This is a genomic window from Agrococcus sp. ARC_14 (assembly GCF_022436485.1).
Lineage (GTDB): Bacteria > Actinomycetota > Actinomycetes > Actinomycetales > Microbacteriaceae > Agrococcus.
On the sequence record NZ_JAKUDO010000002.1, the window covers coordinates 109999 to 125939 of the forward strand.

Consider the following 15941-nt stretch of genomic DNA (forward strand, 5'->3'; position numbering starts at 1 on the left):
GTTGGTTGAGCCGATCCGCCGGCTCCCGACGGAGACTTCATGACAGGCAACGCGACCACCCGATTCAGCAACGTCGCTCTGCTGGCGGTCGCGAGCTCGCTTCCGAGCCGAATCACCACATCCGAGGACATCGAGGGCAGGCTCGACACCGCGCTTCGCCGCCTCAAGCTGCGCACCGGTCTGCTGCGCCGCGTCGCTGGCGTGCTCGAGCGACGCAACTGGGCCCCGGGCGAATCCGCCGACGAGGCGACGATCTCCGCCGGTGAGCGCGCGCTTGCCGAGGCCGGCATCGACCCCTCGCAGGTCGGGCTGCTCATCAACACCTCCGTGACCCGCAAGCATCTCGAGCCCTCGGTCGCGGTGCGGCTGCACCACGGGCTCGGCCTGCCGAGCTCTGCGGTCAACTTCGACGTCGCGAACGCCTGCCTCGGCTTCGTCAACGGCATGAGCCTTGCCGCGGGCATGATCGAGTCTGGTCAGATCGACTACGCCATCGTCGTCAACGGGGAGGACGCCGACGACATCCAGAAGAACACCGTCGAGCGGCTCACGAGCACCGACGTCGACCGCGCCGACTTCCTCAGCGAGTTCGCCACGCTCACGCTCGGCTCCGGCTCGGCCGCCGCCGTGCTCGGTCGCGCCGACAAGCACCCGGCCGGCCACCGCATCCTGGGCGGCGTCACGCGTGCCGCGACGCAGTTCCACGACCTCTGCGTGGGCAGCGTCGACGGCATGTACACGAACGCCAAGGAGCTGCTGAAGGGCGGCCTCGACCTGGTCGTCTCCGCATGGAAGGAGGCCGAGCCGGAGTGGAACTGGTCGAAGATGGATCGCTACGTCACCCACCAGGTCTCCTCCGTGCACACCAACGCGATCGTGAAGGCGGCGGGCCTCGACCCGGCTCGCGTGCCCACGACCTTCCCGCGCTACGGCAACGTCGGCCCCGCATCCATCCCGATCACGCTCGTCGAGGAGCAGGCCTCGCTCGCCAAGGGCGACCGCGTGCTGCTGATGGGGGTCGGGTCAGGCCTCAACACCGCGATGCTGGAACTGGCCTGGTGACCGAGCCAGCCTCGCTGCCTCCTCGGGATCTGCCGGGGCTGGATGCGCGGTGGAGCCGCGTCGTGCGGGTGCATGGCAGCGGTGCCGACGCGGGCGTGACGCGCGAGTGGCACTGCCTCGACACCGAGGCCGCGCTCGCCGAGCTCGGGGTGGAGCCGGTCGGCACGATCCTCGCGGTGCACGGCAACCCGACCTGGTCCTACCTGTGGCGCGCGATCGTCGACGAGTCGCTGCGTGCCGCCCGAGCCGGCGAGCCCGTGTGGCGCGTCGTCGCGGTCGACCAGCTCGAGATGGGCTTCTCGGAGCGCACGGGTGCGCATCGGCCGCTCGCACAGCGGGTCGCAGACCTCGGGGCGTTCACGGATGCGGTGGGTCTCGACGGCCCGGTGGTGACGCTCGGGCACGACTGGGGTGGCGTCATCTCGCTCGGCTGGGCCGTCGACCACCCGGAGTCGCTCGCGGCGGTCGCGCTGCTCAACACCGCGGTGCATCATCCGGCGGGAGTGCCCATCCCCGCGCCGCTGCGGCTCGCGGGCGCGCGAGGCGTGCTGGGCGCCGCGACCGTCGCCACCACCGGCTTCCTCGACACGACGCTCGCGCTCGCCTCGCCGGCGCTCGAGCCGCAGGTGAAGGCCGCGTACCGCGCGCCCTACCGCTCGGCCGATCGGCGCGGCGGCATCGGCGGCTTCGTCGCCGACATCCCGGTCGACGCCCGGCACGAGAGCTTCGAGGAGCTCGAGCGCATCAGCGCCGGCGTCGCAGCGCTGCGCGTGCCAGCGCTCATGCTGTGGGGCCCGAACGACCCGGTCTTCGGCGACCGCTACCTCGACGACCTGGTCGACCGCCTCCCGCATGCCGATGTGCACCGCTTCGAGGGCGCGAGCCACCTCGTCGCGGAGGATCGCCCCTATGCGCCGGCGGTGCTGGAGTGGCTGCGCTCGTCAGTCGCGGAGCCGCCCGCCCCGCCGGTCGAGGAGTCGCCCCGACCGTTGGTCGAGGAGCGCGCCGACGCAGCCGGCACGCGTCACCAGACCAAGCCCACCCCCTTCACTCCCTTGTGGCACGGCCTCGACGCCCGCACCGGCGACCCCGCCGTCGCCGTCATCGACATGACACGCGGCCGCCGCGTCAGCTGGCGCCAGCTCGAGACCCAGACCCGCCGCATCGCCGCGGGCCTCCACGGGCTGGGGGTCCGCAAGGGCGACCGCGTCTCGCTGCTGCTGCAGCCGGGGCCAACGCTCACCGCCGTGCTCTACGCGTGCCTGCGCATCGGCGCCGTCGTCGTGGTCGCCGATGCCGGCCTGGGCGTGCGCGGCCTGACGCGCGCCGTGCGCGGATCCTGGCCCGACGTCGTGATCGGCGAGCGCCTCGGCCTCACCGCCGCGCGGGCGCTCGGCTGGCCAGGCGTGCGCATCTCCGCCGAGCGCCTGCCGCGGCTGGCCGCCGCGGCGCTCGGCGTCTCGCACAGCCTCAGCGAGGTCGCAGCGCGCGGCGCCGAGCTGCAGGCCGCAGGGATGCAGGAACCGGAGGCGCCGCGCGCGCACGACGACGCCGCCATCCTGTTCACCTCCGGCTCGACCGGCCCCGCCAAGGGCGTCGTCTACACGCACGGGCAGCTGAGCGCCCTGCGCGATGTGCTCGCCACCCATCTCGACATCACGCCCGAGATCGGCCTGGTCACCGGCTTCGCGCCGTTCGCGCTGCTCGGGCCTGCCCTCGGCACGCGCTCGGCGACCCCCGACATGGATGTCTCCTCGCCCCGCACCCTCACGGCCACCGCCGTCTCCGCGGCCGTGCGCGCATCCGAAGCCGGCATCGTCTTCCTCTCGCCCGCGGCCATCCTCAACGTGGTCGCGACGGCCGAGGCGCTCACCGATGACGATCGCGCGGCGCTCGCGAGCGTGCGCACGTTCCTCTCCACCGGCGCACCGATCAGCGCAGCCATGCTCACCGCGGTCGCCGAGCTCATGCCGAACGCCACGCCGCACACGCCCTATGGCATGACGGAGTGCCTGCTGGTGACCGACATCACGCTCGAGCAGGTGCGGATGGCGGCGGATGCGCCGGACGCCGGTGTGTGCGTGGGGTCGCCGATCGGCGCGAACCGGGTGCTGGTCAGCGCGCTCGACGCCGACGGGCGGGCGACGGGGGAGCCGAGCGCCGACCCCGGCGTGCTGGGCGAGATCCTCATCTCGGCCCCGCACCTGAAGTCCCACTACGACCGGCTGTGGCTCACCGACCGCGCGGCCACGCGGGCGACGCCGAGCGCCAGCGAACGCTGGCACCGCACCGGCGACATCGGCCACCTCGACGCCGAGGGCCGCGTCTGGATCGAGGGCCGCATCCAGCACGTCATCGTCGCCGCCGACGGCCCGATCGCCCCGGTCGGTGCAGAGCAGGACGCCGAGACGGTCGACGCGGTGCGCCGCGCCGCCGTCGTCGGCGTCGGCCCGCACGGCCTGCGCCAGGCGGTCGCGGTCGTCGAGACCATCCCCGCGCGCGCCCGGCCGGGCCTCGCAGACCCGCAGCTCACGGCCGCGGTGCGCGCCAGCACGCAGCTGCCGCTCGCGGCCGTGCTGACGGTGCCGCAGCTGCCCACCGACGTGCGGCACAACTCCAAGATCGACCGCTCGCGGCTCTCCGAGTGGGCAGAGCGGGCGCTCGCGGGCGGCAGGCCGGGCGCGCCATGATCGTGCTCATCACCGGCGCATCCGGATTCCTCGGCCGCGCGGTCGCCGCCGAGCTCGTCGCTGCCGGGCACGAGGTGCGTGCGCTGCAACGCCGCCCCTCGCGGGTGCCGGGGGTGACGGACGTGCTCGGCTCGGTGACGGATGCGGCGCTCGTCGCGCGCGCCGCCGAGGGCGCGGAAGGCGTCGTGCACCTCGCCGCGAAGGTGTCGCTCGCGGGCGAGCGCGAGGAGTTCCGGCTCGTCAACGTCGAGGGGACGCGCACGCTGCTGGACGCGGCGGAGCACGCTGGCGTGAGGCGCTTCGTGCAGGTCTCCTCGCCATCGGTCGCGCATCTGGGTGCCTCGCTCGCCGGCGTCGGCGCGGAGCCCGCGTCGCCAGAGCACGCCCGCGGAGACTATGCGCGCACGAAGGCGGAGGGCGAGCTGCTGGCGCTCTCGCGCGACTCCGCCGCGATGCGCGTCGTGGCCGTGCGCCCGCACATCGTGTGGGGCCCCGGCGACACGCAGCTCATCGAACGGATCGTCGACCGCGCGCGCCGCGGCCGCGTGCCGCTGCTGAGCGGCGGCACCGCGCTGATCGACACCACCTACGTCGACAACGCTGCGACCGGCATCGTCGCGGCGCTGCACCGCGCCGAGCACGCGCACGGCAATGCCTACGTGCTCACGAACGGCGAGCCGCGACCCGTCGCCGACCTGCTGGCGGGCATCTGCCTGGCCGCGGGCGTGCGCCCGCCGCACCGCAGCATCCCCGCCCCCCTCGGCCGCGCGGCCGGCGCACTGATCGAGCGCATCTGGGCGATTCCGGGAGTCGCCTCCCGGGCGGGCGGCGACGAGCCGCCCATGACGCGCTTCCTCGCCGAGCAGCTCTCGACCGCCCACTGGTTCGACCAGCGCGACACCCGCCGCGACCTCGACTGGATGCCGACGGTCTCGATCGACGCGGGCCTGCGGCGCCTCGCCGAGCACTACCGCGCCGCACGCTGACCAGCGCGCTGGCTGCGCTACTCGATGCCGCCCAGCAGCAGGCGGATCGTCGCGGCGTCGTTCGGCACCGAGGGGTCGAGCCCGGTCAGCACGGTGAAGGCGTTGAGCCGCTTGAGCACGGTGTTGCGGTGCACGAAGAGGCGCTCGGCGGTCTCGGCGATCGAGCCGGTTCGCATGTACGCATGCACGCCCTCCAGCAGCAGGGCACGGCGCCCTGCGGGCAGCGCTCGCAGCTGCGCGAGCCGCTCGTCGCGGAACGCGACTGCTGCCGGCCCGAGCCCCTCGTCGACGAGGTGCTGCCAGTGCGATCCGAGCGTCGCGGCGGCGTCGGGAGTGTCGACGAGCTCGGCGAGCCGACGCGCGATGCTCCACGCGACGGCGACCCTGCCAAGCCCCTCCACGGCGGGCGAGATCCCGGCGGGCGCCTGCTGCAGCAGCTCGCGGTCATGGCTGCTCAGCGCGGCGTCGTCGAGGATGGCGAGCTCGACGCCGTCGAACGCCTGCATGTCCGGACGCGCGCGCAGGCGGCCCAACGCCTGACGGAACTGCCGGGAGAATCGTGGGTTCGCGACCGCGACGCGGAACCGCCCGTCGAGCGGGAACCCGAACATGGCGGCGATGTGCTCGAGCTGGGCCGGATCGTTGGCCTCCCCGGCCACGAGGCGCCGCAGCAGCGAGCCGCGCTCGCGCTCGAGCTCGCGGTTCACCTCGCTGAGCTCGGCGATGTAGGCCGTCTGGACCCTGCTCGTGTGCAGCTCGACGACATCCCAGATCGTCGCCACCTCCTCGGCGAGCGGCACGACCTCGTCCGCGTGCGCCTCATCGCGCAGCACGCCCCAGAGGAAGCGGAAGTCCATGCGCACGGCGCGAGCGAGGGAGTCGAGCGCGATGCCCTGCTGTGCGCGCCGACGGCCGATGCTGTCCGATCGGGCTCCGAGCTGCTCGGCGACGTCTTCGCCGGCGAGCAGCCGCATCATCAGGTCGAGGGAATCGTAGGCCGTTCGGTGCAGCTCCTCCTCGGCGATCGCCGCGAGCGAGTAGCCGGGCAGCTGCCGCACCGCTCGCGTGTACTCAGCGGTCGCGTTGGCGAGGTCGAAGTGGCATCGCGAGGCGATCGCGGACAGCACAGACGGGGGCATCTGCACATGATAGGTCGGCGAACCGGTTGTCATCCGTGCTTGTCGACGCCAGATGCACTCTCGAAGATGGATCACGTCCGGCAGCGGTGCCGGCGCCCGATCGAGGAGATCCCATGTCCGAAGCTGTGCAGCCCGCCGCGTCGCCGGTCATCGTGAGCGGCAAGGACGCCGCCCGCATCGCCCGCGCCGCCTTCGTCGGCACCGCCCTCGAGTGGTACGACTACTTCCTGTTCGGCACGGCGGCCGCCCTCGTGTTCAACCGGCTGTTCTTCACGGATCTGGATGCGACCGCTGCGACGCTCGCCGCGTTCGCGACGTTCGGCGTCGGCTTCGCCGCACGACCCATCGGCGCCTTCGTGTTCGGCATGGTCGGCGACCGCTTCGGCCGCAAGCCCGCCCTGCTGGTCACCGTCGTCATGATCGGCGTGGCCACCGGCCTCATCGGCATCCTCCCCGACTACCTCTCGGTGGGCATCGCAGCGCCGATCATGCTGGCCGTCCTCCGGCTCGTCCAGGGCCTCGCCGTCGGCGGCGAATGGGGTGGAGCGGTGACGATCGCGGTCGAGCACGCGCCCATCGAGCGGCGCGGCCGGTTCGCCGCGCTCGTGCAGATCGGCTCACCGGTCGGCACGCTGCTCTCCTCCGGCGCGTTCGCGCTGGTGCTGATGCTCCCGGCGGACGCCTTCGACGCGTGGGGCTGGCGGTTGCCGTTCCTCGCCGCCTTCCCGCTGCTGGGGATCGCCCTCTACATCAGGCTCAAGGTCGAGGAGTCGCCCGTCTTCGCACAGCTGGTCGAGCAGGAGGGCCGCGCGAAGGTGCCGGCGCTCGAGGTGTTCCGCAAGGCCTGGGGCAGGCTGCTGGTCGCCGTGGCTGCTGCGCTGCTCGGCGTCGGCGGCTTCTACATGATGACCACCTTCGTCGTGAGCTACGGCTCCAACACCCTCGGCGTCGATCGCGGCACGATGGTGAACGCGACCCTCATCGCGGCGGTGTTCCAGATCCCGATGACGGTCTACGCGGGCCGTCTCGCCGAGCGGTTCGGACCGGGACGGATGACCGTGGTCGGGTCGCTCGCCACCGCCGCGGCCGCGTTCCCGCTGTTCTGGCTCATCGACACCGGGCAGGCGTTCGCGATCATCCTCGCGGTCACCCTCGGCATCCTCCTGATCACGCTCGCCTACGCCGTCACCGGTGCCCTGCTGACCGAGCTCTTCCCGCCGCGGCTGCGCTACAGCGGCGTCGCGCTCGGCTACAACCTCGCGGGCGCCATCAGCGGCTTCCTGCCACTGCTGGCGACCGCATCCCTGCTCGCCAGCGACAACCAGTCCTGGTCGGCGGCGCTGCTGCTCATCGCGATCGCCGCGATCACCGCGATCGGCGGCGCGATCGGTGAGCGGCTGCGCATCCGTGACGACGTCAACACCGAGAGCGAGGAGCACCATGAGTGACCCCACCATCCGAGACCGGATCCTGCGAGCGGTCGACGCTCGGTTCGACGCGCAGCTCGCGTTCACGCAGGAGGTGGTGCGGCACCCGTCGCTGCGGACGCAGGAGGGCAGCGCGCAGGATCTGCTGCACCGCGCGATGGAGCAGCGCGGGCTGCAGATGGATCGCTGGCAGCTCGACCCGGGGGCGCTCGCCGCGCACCCCGGCGCCGGCATCATCGACGTCGACTACGGAGACGTCGACAACGTCGTCGGCACGTACGAGCCCACCGTCGAGGCGGGCAGATCGCTGATCCTGAACGGTCACATCGACGTGGTGCCCACCGGCCCGGAAGGCGCATGGTCCGCGTCCCCGTGGGATGCCCGCATCGACGGCGACTGGCTCTACGGCCGCGGCAGCGGCGACATGAAGGCAGGCCTCGTCGCCAACCTCTTCGCCTTCGACGCGCTCTTCGACGCAGGCCTCGAGCCCACCGCCCGCATCCACATCCAGTCGGTCGTCGAGGAGGAGTGCACCGGCAACGGCTCGCTCTCCGCGCTCCAGCGCGGGTACACGGCGGATGCGGTGCTGATCCCGGAGCCCGAGGAGGACATGCTGGTGCGAGCCAACGTGGGCGTGATCTGGTTCCGGGTGCGCGTCGACGGCGCCCCGACGCATCCGCGTGAGATGCACGCGGGCTTCAACGCGATCGACGCCGCGCACTCCGTGATCGGCCGGCTGCGCGAGCTCGAGGAGGCGTGGAACGCCGAGCGCGGCCAGCACCGCTACTTCGAGGATCTCGACCACCCGATCAACCTCAACCTCGGCATCGTCGCGGGCGGCGACTGGGCCTCCAGCGTCCCTGCCTGGTGCGAGATGGATCTGCGCATCGCGCTCTACCCCGGCGTGACGGCCGAGGACGCCTGGGAGCAGATCGAGGCGCATCTCGCGAGCGTCACGACCGACGAGGCCGGGAATCCGATCCGTGCGACGGCGACCCGCAACGGCTTCTTCGCCCAGGGCTACGTGCTCGAGGAGGGCAGCGATGCCGAGGCCGCGCTGCGCGCCTCGCACCGCGAGGTCTTCGGCAGCGAGCTCGAGACCTTCACGACACCCGGCTACCTCGACGGCCGCGTCTTCACGCAGTACGGCGGCATCCCCTCGCTCGTCTACGGGCCGATCTCCGAGGCGATCCACGGCTACGACGAGCGCGTCAGCATCGAGTCGGTGCGGCGCATCACCAAGTCGATCGCGCTGTTCATCGCCGACTGGTGCGGCGTGCAAGAGTCGTCGCGATCTTGACGGCATCTGGCAGGACCGGCTCTCGCCCCTCGCGCTGCGGCGGGGCATGCTGAGGCGATGAGCACCGCGCTGATCGTCATCGATGCCCAGGAGTCGTTCCGCCAGCATCCGTTGTGGGCGACGATCTCGAACCCCGACATCGTCGCCGACATCAGCAGGCTCGTCGAGCACGCCAGGGCCGCGGGAGACCCGGTGGTCTGGGTGCTGCACGCCGAGCCCGGCAGTGGCGGCGTGTTCGATCCGGCCGGCGGCGCAGTGCGGCTGCAGCCCGGCCTCGAGCCGCGCGACGACGAGCCGGTGGTCGTCAAGCGCAGCATCAACGCCTTCACCACGACCCACCTGGCGCAGGAGCTCACGCGCCACGGCGTCGGGCGGCTGCGCCTGGCCGGCATCCGCACCGAGCAGTGCGTCGAGACCACCGCGCGCGTCGCCAGCGACCTCGGCTACGAGGTGGAGGTCGTCATCGACGCCACCGCGACCCATCCGCTCGCCCTCCACGACGGCTCGGGGGAGCTGACGCCCGACGAGGTGATCGCCCGCACGGCGGCCGCGCTGTCGGGCCGCTTCGCGACGATCACGACCGTCGCCGAGGTGCTCGCGCGCTGAGAGGTGCCACGATCGAGGCATGCACTCGACGTGGGCCCGCCGGGCCGTCTGGATCGGCTTCGCCCTCGCGGTGCTGCTGCAGCTCGTCGTGCTCTACGCGCCGTCGACGCCTGATGGCACGCCGAGCATCCCTGGCGCCGACAAGGTGATCCACGTCGCGGTCTTCCTGCTGCCCGCGCTGCTGGGCGTGCTGGCCGGCATCCGCCCGCTCCCGCTGGGCGTCGTGCTGGTCGCGCACGCCATCGGCTCGGAGCTCGTGCAGCACGTGCTGCTGCCCGAGCGGTCGGGAGATGCGTGGGATGCGGTGGCCGACATCGTGGGGATCGGGCTCGGCTTGGCCCTCGGGGTCGCGATCGCGCGGCGCGCGAACCGGATGCCGGGCCGCTCGGCCTCGTGACGCGTGCGGCTGCGCCGCGCGCTCCTCGGCCTACGGCAGCGGCAGCTCCGACGCTGCCTCGACGCCGTCCATGGTCTCGGGCTCCTCGGCGATCGCCTCGACCGCCTCCGTGAGCTCGGGCTCGCGCGCCGGCCGCGGGTCGAGATGCACGCCAGCGATCATGCAGCGCACCGAGCCGCCCGCGAGCTCGATCGTGGGGATCTCGACCGAGATGATCTCGCACGACTCCTCGATCACCGCCACCTGCGCCGCCGTCAGCGACGCCCGCGCCCGCGCCGACATCGCCATGATCGTGCGGCGCCGCCCGTCAGGCCAACGACCGGCGAGCTCCACCGCGTTGCCGGCGAACTCGCGCACCTGGTGCTCGGTCAGCTCGACGATCTTCCGCCCGTTCACGGTCAGCCGCTCGCGCACCTCGTCGCGCCGCCGCGCATCCGGGATCATGTCGAGCGCGAACAGCGCAACGTCGGTGCCGATGGTCGCGATGACGTTGGTGTGATAGACCGGCACGCCATCGGCGTCGACCGCGTCGAAGACCATCGGCTCGTAGTTGAAGTCGGTGCAGAAGCGCTCGAGCACCTGCGTATCGGCCCGGTGGCTGCGGGCCATGTAGGCGACGCGCGAGATCGGGTCGAGCACCATCGCGCCCGTGCCCTCGAGGAAGATGCCGTCGGGCTCGAGCCCCGAGTAGTCGATGATCGCCTGCACGCGATAGCTCGCCTTGAGCATCTCGAGCACGTCGGCCCGGCGCTCGTGGCGGCGGTTGGATGCGTACATGGGGTAGACGGCGACGGTGCCGCCCGCGTGCGTCGAGAGCCAGTTGTTCGGGAAGACGCTGTCGGGGCGGGTGTGATCCTCATCCTCGAAGACGTGCACGGTGACGCCGGCCTCGCGGAGGGCCGCGGCGAGCGCGTCCATCTCGGCGAGCGCCTTCGCGGCGGTGGTGTCGGGGCTCTCGCCCTCTGCCGCATCGGCTTGGAAGGCGTTGTCGGCAGCGGTCGCCGGATTCGGACGGAACCGCAGGGCGCGGATCAGGATGACGGCATGGGGTGCGACGGCGCTCACATCAGCCGAATCTAGCGGCGATCACGCGCGGGTTTCGGGCTTTCGCGCAAGCGGTCGGCGCGGATCCGGCCGGTGCGCTGATCCCTTGCGCGGCCCCGCTGCGGGCTCGATGGCGGGCGTCACGCCGGGCGGCTGCCGATCTGCAGCCCGCTCTTGCGGCGGTGCACCGAGAGGTAGCGCAGGCCCGCGTCGCCGGCGATGACCGCTCGCTTCGAGCCGCGCGGCAGCCACACGATCGCGCCGGGGGAGAGCGCGACATCGCCGTCGTCGGTCGCGAGGGTGCCGCTGCCGGCGATCACGTGCCACAGGACATCCTCGCTCGGACCGGCGTGCGGGTCGATGGATGCGTGCGGCGGCACCGCGATCACGTTCGCGTCGAGGTGCCGGGTCGGCTCGGCCAGTCGCCAGACCGCGCCGCGCTCGTCGGGGTCGCTGGCGCTCGCGGTGAGCGCTGCGGTGTGGGCGAGGATGCGTGGGGCTGTGGTCGCACTCGCAGTGTCGTCGGGCGCAGTGCCGTCGGGCACCGTGCCGTCGGGCGCAGGGCCGTCGAGCCCCGTGCCGCCGGCTGCAGTGCCGGCCGCCTCCGGGCCATCACCCGCCGAGCCATCGACCCCCGCGCCGGCACCCACCGGCCGGCCTGCCGCATCCGTCGTCATCGTGCCTCCTCGAACGTCAGGCTAGGCCCGGCGGTGGCAGGCCGTCGCGCCGATCACGACCCGTCGCGCCCGGGCCCCCTCACAGCATCCGCACCGTAGATTCTGAGGAAGATCCCCTCGCACTCAGGAGCCCCCTTGTTCGACTTCCTCTTCCTCCCGCTCGTGCTGCCCATCCTGCTCGGCGTCATCATCATCGCCGCGCTCGTGATGGGCGCGATCAGGCGCTACCGCATCGCCGAGCCCGACGAGGCGATCATCGTCACCGGCCGCAAGGGCAAGAAGACCATCGACGCCGAGGGCCACACGACCCAGGACCTCTCCGGTCAGAAGGTCGTCACCGGCGGCGGCGTCTTCGTGGTGCCGTTCGTGCAGAAGTCGTTCAAGATGTCGCTGCGCTCGCGGCGGCTGCTGTTCAACACCACCGCGCAGGCGAAGGATGGCATCACGATCCACGCGCAGGCCGTCGCCGTCATCAAGGTGGGTGGCACCGAGGAGTCGATCCGCAACGCCGCCCAGCGATTCCTCTCGCAGCAGGAGGAGATCGAGTCGTCGACGCAGGAGGTGCTCTCGGGCTCGCTGCGTGGCATCATCGGCCAGCTGACCGTGCTCGAGATCATCCACGACCGCCAGGCGCTCGCTGCCGCGGTGCTGCAGGCCGCGGAGGATGCGCTGTCGAAGCAGGGGCTCGTCGTCGACACCCTGCAGATCCAGGAGATCAACGACACCTCCAACTACCTCGTCAACCTCGGGGTGCCCGAGTCGGCTGCCGTGCAGCGCGCCGCCGCGATCGCCAACACCGAGGCGCAGCGGGCGTCCGAGCAGGCATCGATCGAGGCGAAGAAGGCGATCCTCGAGGCGAACCGCATCCTGCAGCTGCAGCAGGCCGCGGTGACCGCCGAGACCGACAAGGCCGTCGCCCAGGCTGCCGCCGCGAAGCCGCTCGAGGACGCGGTGCAGCGTCAGGCGATCGTCGCGCAGGAGGAGATCACGGCCGAGCGCCAGGCAGCGCTGCGCGAGCAGGAGCTCAACGCCGAGGTGCGCAAGGTGGCGGATGCCGAGGCCTACCGCATCCAGGTCACGGCCGAGGCGAACGCCAAGGCGAAGGCCACGGAGGCGAACGCCGAGCGCACCGCCCGCGAGTCCCGCGCCGAGGCGTCGAAGGCGGAGGGCAACGCGGAGGCCGCGGTGACGGAGGCGCGCGGTGCTGCCGCCCGCACCGCCCGCATCGCCGCCGCTGAGGCAGCGAAGGCGGAGGGCGAGGCGGAGGCCTTCGCCACCGCAGCCCGTGGTCGCGCCGAGGCCGAGTCGATCGGCGCCCGCGGTCTCGCGGAGGGCCAGGCGATCGAGGCGCGCGCGAACGCGCTCACCGAGAACGCGCAGGTCGTGCTCGCGCAGGAGCTGCTGGCGGTGCTGCCGCAGGTGGCGGAGGCATTCGGCAAGGCCTACGCGTCGTCGAACATCACCGTCGTCTCGGCCGACGGCACCGGCAAGCTCACGGGCGACATGGTCGGCAACATGGCCTCGATGACGCAGATGATGAAGGACGCCACCGGCATCGACCTGCAGGCGATCATCAACTCGACCGCGCAGGGCAACGCGGCGGGATCCGCGATGGCCGCGAAGGGCGCGCCGGCGCAGACGACCGCGCTCGTCGACGCAGCGACGCCCGCCGCCGCGGCGACGCCCGCCGAGTAGCCCGCCGCGCTGGGTCGCGCCGTGCGGCGCGGCCCCTGTGTCGCGCATCCGCGCCCATCCGCGCCCGTCCGCGCCCATGCGCCCGGCTCCGTCGACAACGTGTCGAGTTGGTGCACGTCTGTCGCGACAATCGTGCTCCAACCCGACAATCTGCCGCGATGGACGGGGCGTGCCGTGTGGGTGGCCGGTGCTGGAATGCAGGGGAAGCGTTCGAGACAAGCTGGCTGAGGCCGAGACAGCACGCACCGGACGCTCGCGCAGCCGGCGACGAGAGCCGCCGCCGGACGACGACGGGAAGAGGCATCATCATGGGACGCGCCCAGCGATCCACACGGCAGGCCACGCAGCGACTCTCGTGGCAGCAGCGCCACACGCTCAGCACCGAGGCAGAGCGGATCATGGCCAAGCAGGAGGACCTGCGCAACGAGGTCCGCACGCTGATGCGGCTCATCTGAGCCACAGCGAACGACGAGGGGCGAACCGGCACGCAGCCGGTTCGCCCCTCGCTGTTCGCAGGTGGTGAGCGTCAGCCCTGCTCGCCATCTCCCGTCGTGCCCGTGTAGAAGCCGAAGGTGGCATCGGCCTGCGCCTTCGCCTGCTCGGGGTCGGCACCGGCATCGATGGATGCCTGGCCCCAGGCGTCGGCGGAGCCGCGGTAGAACGCCGTGCCCTCCTCCGACCTCGCCCAGGCCTCGAGCTCCTCGGGAGCCATCGCGGCATCCGGATCGGTCGTCAGGTGCTGCGAGAGCCCCAGCAGTCCACCGTCCCAGCCCACGCCGGTGGCGCCGGGGCCGAACATCGCGCTCATCTCCACAGGCACATCCGCGTCGCGAGCGACGTGCTCGAGCTCGAGCCGCGTGCCCTCGCCCTCGGGCGCCAGCCGCACGGTCAGCCACGTCACGCCACCGCCGAACTCCCACGTCACCCTGAAGCGTGCGGCTTCGCCGGCAGGCGGCTCGCACTCGAGCACCGTGCCGCCGGCATTGCCCTCGAGCTGGTACGTGCCGCCCAGCTGCAGGTCACCGGTGACCGGCATGAACCACCGCGCGATCCGCTCTGCGCTCGTCACCGCATCCCACACATCCGTCATCGGCGAGGGGTAGGTCTGCTCCAGCGTCTGCACGCTCGACGGCTCTCCGTCGATCACCTCGCTGCGCACACCGCGGCTCACCGCGCCCAGCTGTCCCAGCACATCCATCATCGTCACTCCTTGTCGTCGGTGGTCTCGGCGGGGCCGGCATCGAGTGCCGGGCGCTCGCCCTGGTCGTGGTCTTGGTTGCGATCGTCGGATGCGTCGGCCGGCCCGGCCGCACCCTCACCCTGCGACGCCGCGAGCGCTGCCGCTGCCTCCGCCGCGAGCCGCCGCTGCCGGCGGCCGCGGGCGAGCTCGGTGTCGAGGGCGGCCAGCTTCGGCATCCAGAACCCGTCGAAGGCGCTGAGCCACTCACGGGCCTCACGCGGACCGGACGGGTCGACGGCGTAGAGCCGCCGCTGTCCCTCGGGCCGCACGGTGGCGAAGCCCTGCTCGCGCAGCACGCGCAGGTGCTGGCTGACGGCAGGCTGGCTGATGCCGAACTCACCGCCGATCACGGTCGCGAGTGCACCGGCGCTGGCCTCGCCGTCGGCGAGCAGCTCCAGGATGCGTCGTCGCACCGGATCGCCCAGGACATCAAGCGCGTGCATGCAGCAATACTTGCACCCGCGCTTATATAAGTCAACCCTGATTCATCGCGACCGGGCTCCTTGCAGCACAGATTGTCGACTTGGTGCACATCTGTCGCGACATTCGAGCACCAATCCGACAATCTCGGCGATCGGATGGGCTGGGTGGCGCCGAGCGGAACACTGCGCGCAGCGCGCGCGGGCGCGCCAGGTGCCGCTTGCGCGCAGCGCACAGCAAGGCAGGAGGGCCCGATCGGCGATCGCATTGCGCAGTCTGCTCCGTCGGCGACACGCCGAAAGAGATCTTTTGAAAGAACTGTTGCGAAGCGGATGCTTTGAAAGTAGTCTTTCGGATGTCGGCACGAGCAAGACCCGAGACAGCCGACACGACCGAGGAGGCATCCCATGGGACGCACCAGCCGCATCGCCCGCAAGGCGTCAGACGCGCTCGCCCTCGCCGTCGAGGAGCGCCGCAACCGCACGCGCCTCGAGCGCGACGACTCGCAGCGCTACTACGACCGTGTGCGTGCAGAGCTCGCCATGCAGCGTGGTTTGATCTGAGCATGGCCGCGGAGCAGGACGACTTCGAGACGCTCGACGTCGAGACCGATGAGGGCAGGTCGCTGCGCACCGGCGACCCGGCACTGCTGCGGGCGCTCGCGCACCCGCTGCGGGTCGAGATCCTCTCCGTCATCGACGAGCTCGGCGAGGCCACTGCCACCCAGATCGCCGAGAAGGTCGGCGAGAGCCCATCGAACTGCTCGTTCCACCTGCGCACCCTCGCGAAGGCCGGCTTCATCGAGCGCGGAGAGGCGAGGGGCACGTCGAAGCCCTGGAAGGCGGTGCACAGCAGCCGCGACCTGCGGCCGAACCCGCACGACCCCGCCTCGATCCGCACCTCGAGCACCATCGCCGCGCTCTACGTGCAGCACGAGGCGAACCGCGTCGTCGACTTCCTGACCAGACACGGCCTCGGTGACAAGGAGTGGTTGCCGGGCATCACCGTCAACTCCTCCACCTTCTGGGCGACCCCCGAAGAGCTCACCGAGGTCGCCGAAGAGATCGCGCACATCGCAGACCGATTCCGCGGTCGCAAGGACCCGAAGAAGCGTCCGCCCCGCAGCCGCAAGGCGCAGATGTTCGCCACGCTGAACCCCGACTTCGACCTGCCCGCCACTGGCGAGGCATCCGACGAGGGCTGACCGCCCACCCCATCGCTTCGGCCACCGAGTGGTCTCGTGACGCGCGCGCCCTCG

At 71.9% G+C, this 15941-nt stretch carries 16 protein-coding genes; 11 read left to right on the top strand and 5 right to left on the bottom strand.

Annotated features, from left to right (window positions below; genetic code table 11):
* Nucleotides 1–39 precede the first annotated feature (39 nt).
* The 3 genes from MKD51_RS13760 to MKD51_RS13770 are packed head-to-tail and all read left to right on the top strand — an operon-like array spanning nucleotide 40 to nucleotide 4738.
* Complete coding sequence (locus MKD51_RS13760) at nucleotides 40–1062, top strand: 3-oxoacyl-ACP synthase III (protein WP_240241055.1); 1023 nt, start codon at nucleotides 40–42, stop codon at nucleotides 1060–1062.
* A complete protein-coding gene (locus tag MKD51_RS13765; protein ID WP_240241056.1) occupies nucleotides 1059–3752 on the top strand; it encodes an alpha/beta fold hydrolase in 2694 nt (897 codons plus the stop codon). Before MKD51_RS13760 ends, MKD51_RS13765 begins: the two co-directional genes overlap by 4 nt.
* The gene (locus MKD51_RS13770; RefSeq protein ID WP_240241057.1) at nucleotides 3749–4738 is read left to right on the top strand and encodes an NAD-dependent epimerase/dehydratase family protein; all 990 of its coding nucleotides are present in this window, start codon (nucleotides 3749–3751) and stop codon (nucleotides 4736–4738) included. The genes MKD51_RS13765 and MKD51_RS13770 overlap by 4 nt, the downstream gene beginning before the upstream one ends.
* 17 nt (nucleotides 4739–4755) lie before the next feature.
* Here MKD51_RS13770 and MKD51_RS13775 read toward each other — a convergent pair whose 3' ends face one another.
* Complete coding sequence (locus MKD51_RS13775) at nucleotides 4756–5877, bottom strand: PucR family transcriptional regulator (RefSeq protein ID WP_240241058.1); 1122 nt, start codon at nucleotides 5875–5877, stop codon at nucleotides 4756–4758.
* A gap of 113 nt (nucleotides 5878–5990) precedes the next feature.
* Here MKD51_RS13775 and MKD51_RS13780 point away from each other — a divergent pair, with 113 nt between their 5' ends.
* The 4 genes from MKD51_RS13780 to MKD51_RS13795 are packed head-to-tail and all read left to right on the top strand — an operon-like array spanning nucleotide 5991 to nucleotide 9607.
* The gene (locus MKD51_RS13780) at nucleotides 5991–7325 is read left to right on the top strand and encodes an MFS transporter (protein WP_240241059.1); all 1335 of its coding nucleotides are present in this window, start codon (nucleotides 5991–5993) and stop codon (nucleotides 7323–7325) included.
* The gene (locus MKD51_RS13785; protein WP_240241060.1) at nucleotides 7318–8604 is read left to right on the top strand and encodes an ArgE/DapE family deacylase; all 1287 of its coding nucleotides are present in this window, start codon (nucleotides 7318–7320) and stop codon (nucleotides 8602–8604) included. The genes MKD51_RS13780 and MKD51_RS13785 overlap by 8 nt, the downstream gene beginning before the upstream one ends.
* Nucleotides 8605–8661: 57 nt before the next feature.
* Complete coding sequence (locus MKD51_RS13790) at nucleotides 8662–9210, top strand: isochorismatase family protein (RefSeq protein ID WP_240241062.1); 549 nt, start codon at nucleotides 8662–8664, stop codon at nucleotides 9208–9210.
* A 19-nt stretch (nucleotides 9211–9229) separates the two neighbouring features.
* Nucleotides 9230–9607: a VanZ family protein gene (locus tag MKD51_RS13795; RefSeq protein WP_240241063.1), complete on the top strand. Its 378-nt coding sequence runs from the start codon at nucleotides 9230–9232 to the stop codon at nucleotides 9605–9607.
* Between the two features lie 30 nt (nucleotides 9608–9637).
* Here the strand turns inward: MKD51_RS13795 and MKD51_RS13800 are convergent, their stop codons facing one another.
* Together MKD51_RS13800 and MKD51_RS13805 are read right to left on the bottom strand one after the other, a co-directional pair.
* Nucleotides 9638–10672: an arginine deiminase-related protein gene (locus tag MKD51_RS13800; RefSeq protein ID WP_240241064.1), complete on the bottom strand. Its 1035-nt coding sequence runs from the start codon at nucleotides 10670–10672 to the stop codon at nucleotides 9638–9640.
* A gap of 119 nt (nucleotides 10673–10791) precedes the next feature.
* Nucleotides 10792–11328: a cupin domain-containing protein gene (locus MKD51_RS13805; RefSeq protein ID WP_240241065.1), complete on the bottom strand. Its 537-nt coding sequence runs from the start codon at nucleotides 11326–11328 to the stop codon at nucleotides 10792–10794.
* A gap of 135 nt (nucleotides 11329–11463) precedes the next feature.
* Between MKD51_RS13805 and MKD51_RS13810 the strand changes: the two genes are divergently transcribed.
* Together MKD51_RS13810 and MKD51_RS13815 are read left to right on the top strand one after the other, a co-directional pair.
* A complete protein-coding gene (locus tag MKD51_RS13810) occupies nucleotides 11464–13023 on the top strand; it encodes a flotillin family protein (protein WP_240241066.1) in 1560 nt (519 codons plus the stop codon).
* 308 nt (nucleotides 13024–13331) lie between these two features.
* A complete protein-coding gene (locus MKD51_RS13815) occupies nucleotides 13332–13478 on the top strand; it encodes a hypothetical protein (RefSeq protein ID WP_240241068.1) in 147 nt (48 codons plus the stop codon).
* A gap of 71 nt (nucleotides 13479–13549) precedes the next feature.
* On the opposite strand, the gene MKD51_RS13820 is transcribed toward MKD51_RS13815, so the two are convergent.
* A complete protein-coding gene (locus tag MKD51_RS13820) occupies nucleotides 13550–14224 on the bottom strand; it encodes an SRPBCC family protein (RefSeq protein ID WP_240241069.1) in 675 nt (224 codons plus the stop codon).
* 2 nt (nucleotides 14225–14226) lie between these two features.
* The gene (locus tag MKD51_RS13825) at nucleotides 14227–14706 is read right to left on the bottom strand and encodes a metalloregulator ArsR/SmtB family transcription factor (RefSeq protein ID WP_346986730.1); all 480 of its coding nucleotides are present in this window, start codon (nucleotides 14704–14706) and stop codon (nucleotides 14227–14229) included.
* Between the two features lie 384 nt (nucleotides 14707–15090).
* Here MKD51_RS13825 and MKD51_RS13830 point away from each other — a divergent pair, with 384 nt between their 5' ends.
* Nucleotides 15091–15246 carry a hypothetical protein gene (locus MKD51_RS13830; protein WP_240241070.1) on the top strand — a complete coding sequence of 52 codons (156 nt, stop codon included), beginning with the start codon at nucleotides 15091–15093 and terminating at the stop codon, nucleotides 15244–15246.
* Nucleotides 15247–15248: 2 nt separating this feature from the next.
* Nucleotides 15249–15887, top strand: a complete 639-nt coding sequence (locus tag MKD51_RS13835) for a winged helix-turn-helix domain-containing protein (protein WP_240241071.1) — start codon at nucleotides 15249–15251, stop codon at nucleotides 15885–15887.
* Nucleotides 15888–15941: the final 54 nt, after the last annotated feature.

What these genes read in the sequence shown, in the direction of transcription:
- MKD51_RS13805 (WP_240241065.1), bottom strand. Translation starts at nt 11,328, where the DNA reads ATGACGACGGATGCGGCAGGCCGGCCGGTGGGTGCCGGCGCGGGGGTC.
- MKD51_RS13775 (WP_240241058.1), bottom strand. Translation starts at nt 5,877, where the DNA reads ATGCCCCCGTCTGTGCTGTCCGCGATCGCCTCGCGATGCCACTTCGAC.
- MKD51_RS13785 (WP_240241060.1), top strand. Translation starts at nt 7,318, where the DNA reads ATGAGTGACCCCACCATCCGAGACCGGATCCTGCGAGCGGTCGACGCT.
- MKD51_RS13835 (WP_240241071.1), top strand. Translation starts at nt 15,249, where the DNA reads ATGGCCGCGGAGCAGGACGACTTCGAGACGCTCGACGTCGAGACCGAT.
- MKD51_RS13790 (WP_240241062.1), top strand. Translation starts at nt 8,662, where the DNA reads ATGAGCACCGCGCTGATCGTCATCGATGCCCAGGAGTCGTTCCGCCAG.
- MKD51_RS13760 (WP_240241055.1), top strand. Translation starts at nt 40, where the DNA reads ATGACAGGCAACGCGACCACCCGATTCAGCAACGTCGCTCTGCTGGCG.
- MKD51_RS13830 (WP_240241070.1), top strand. Translation starts at nt 15,091, where the DNA reads ATGGGACGCACCAGCCGCATCGCCCGCAAGGCGTCAGACGCGCTCGCC.
- MKD51_RS13820 (WP_240241069.1), bottom strand. Translation starts at nt 14,224, where the DNA reads ATGATGGATGTGCTGGGACAGCTGGGCGCGGTGAGCCGCGGTGTGCGC.
- MKD51_RS13795 (WP_240241063.1), top strand. Translation starts at nt 9,230, where the DNA reads ATGCACTCGACGTGGGCCCGCCGGGCCGTCTGGATCGGCTTCGCCCTC.
- MKD51_RS13815 (WP_240241068.1), top strand. Translation starts at nt 13,332, where the DNA reads ATGGGACGCGCCCAGCGATCCACACGGCAGGCCACGCAGCGACTCTCG.
- MKD51_RS13780 (WP_240241059.1), top strand. Translation starts at nt 5,991, where the DNA reads ATGTCCGAAGCTGTGCAGCCCGCCGCGTCGCCGGTCATCGTGAGCGGC.
- MKD51_RS13825 (WP_346986730.1), bottom strand. Translation starts at nt 14,706, where the DNA reads ATGCACGCGCTTGATGTCCTGGGCGATCCGGTGCGACGACGCATCCTG.
- MKD51_RS13770 (WP_240241057.1), top strand. Translation starts at nt 3,749, where the DNA reads ATGATCGTGCTCATCACCGGCGCATCCGGATTCCTCGGCCGCGCGGTC.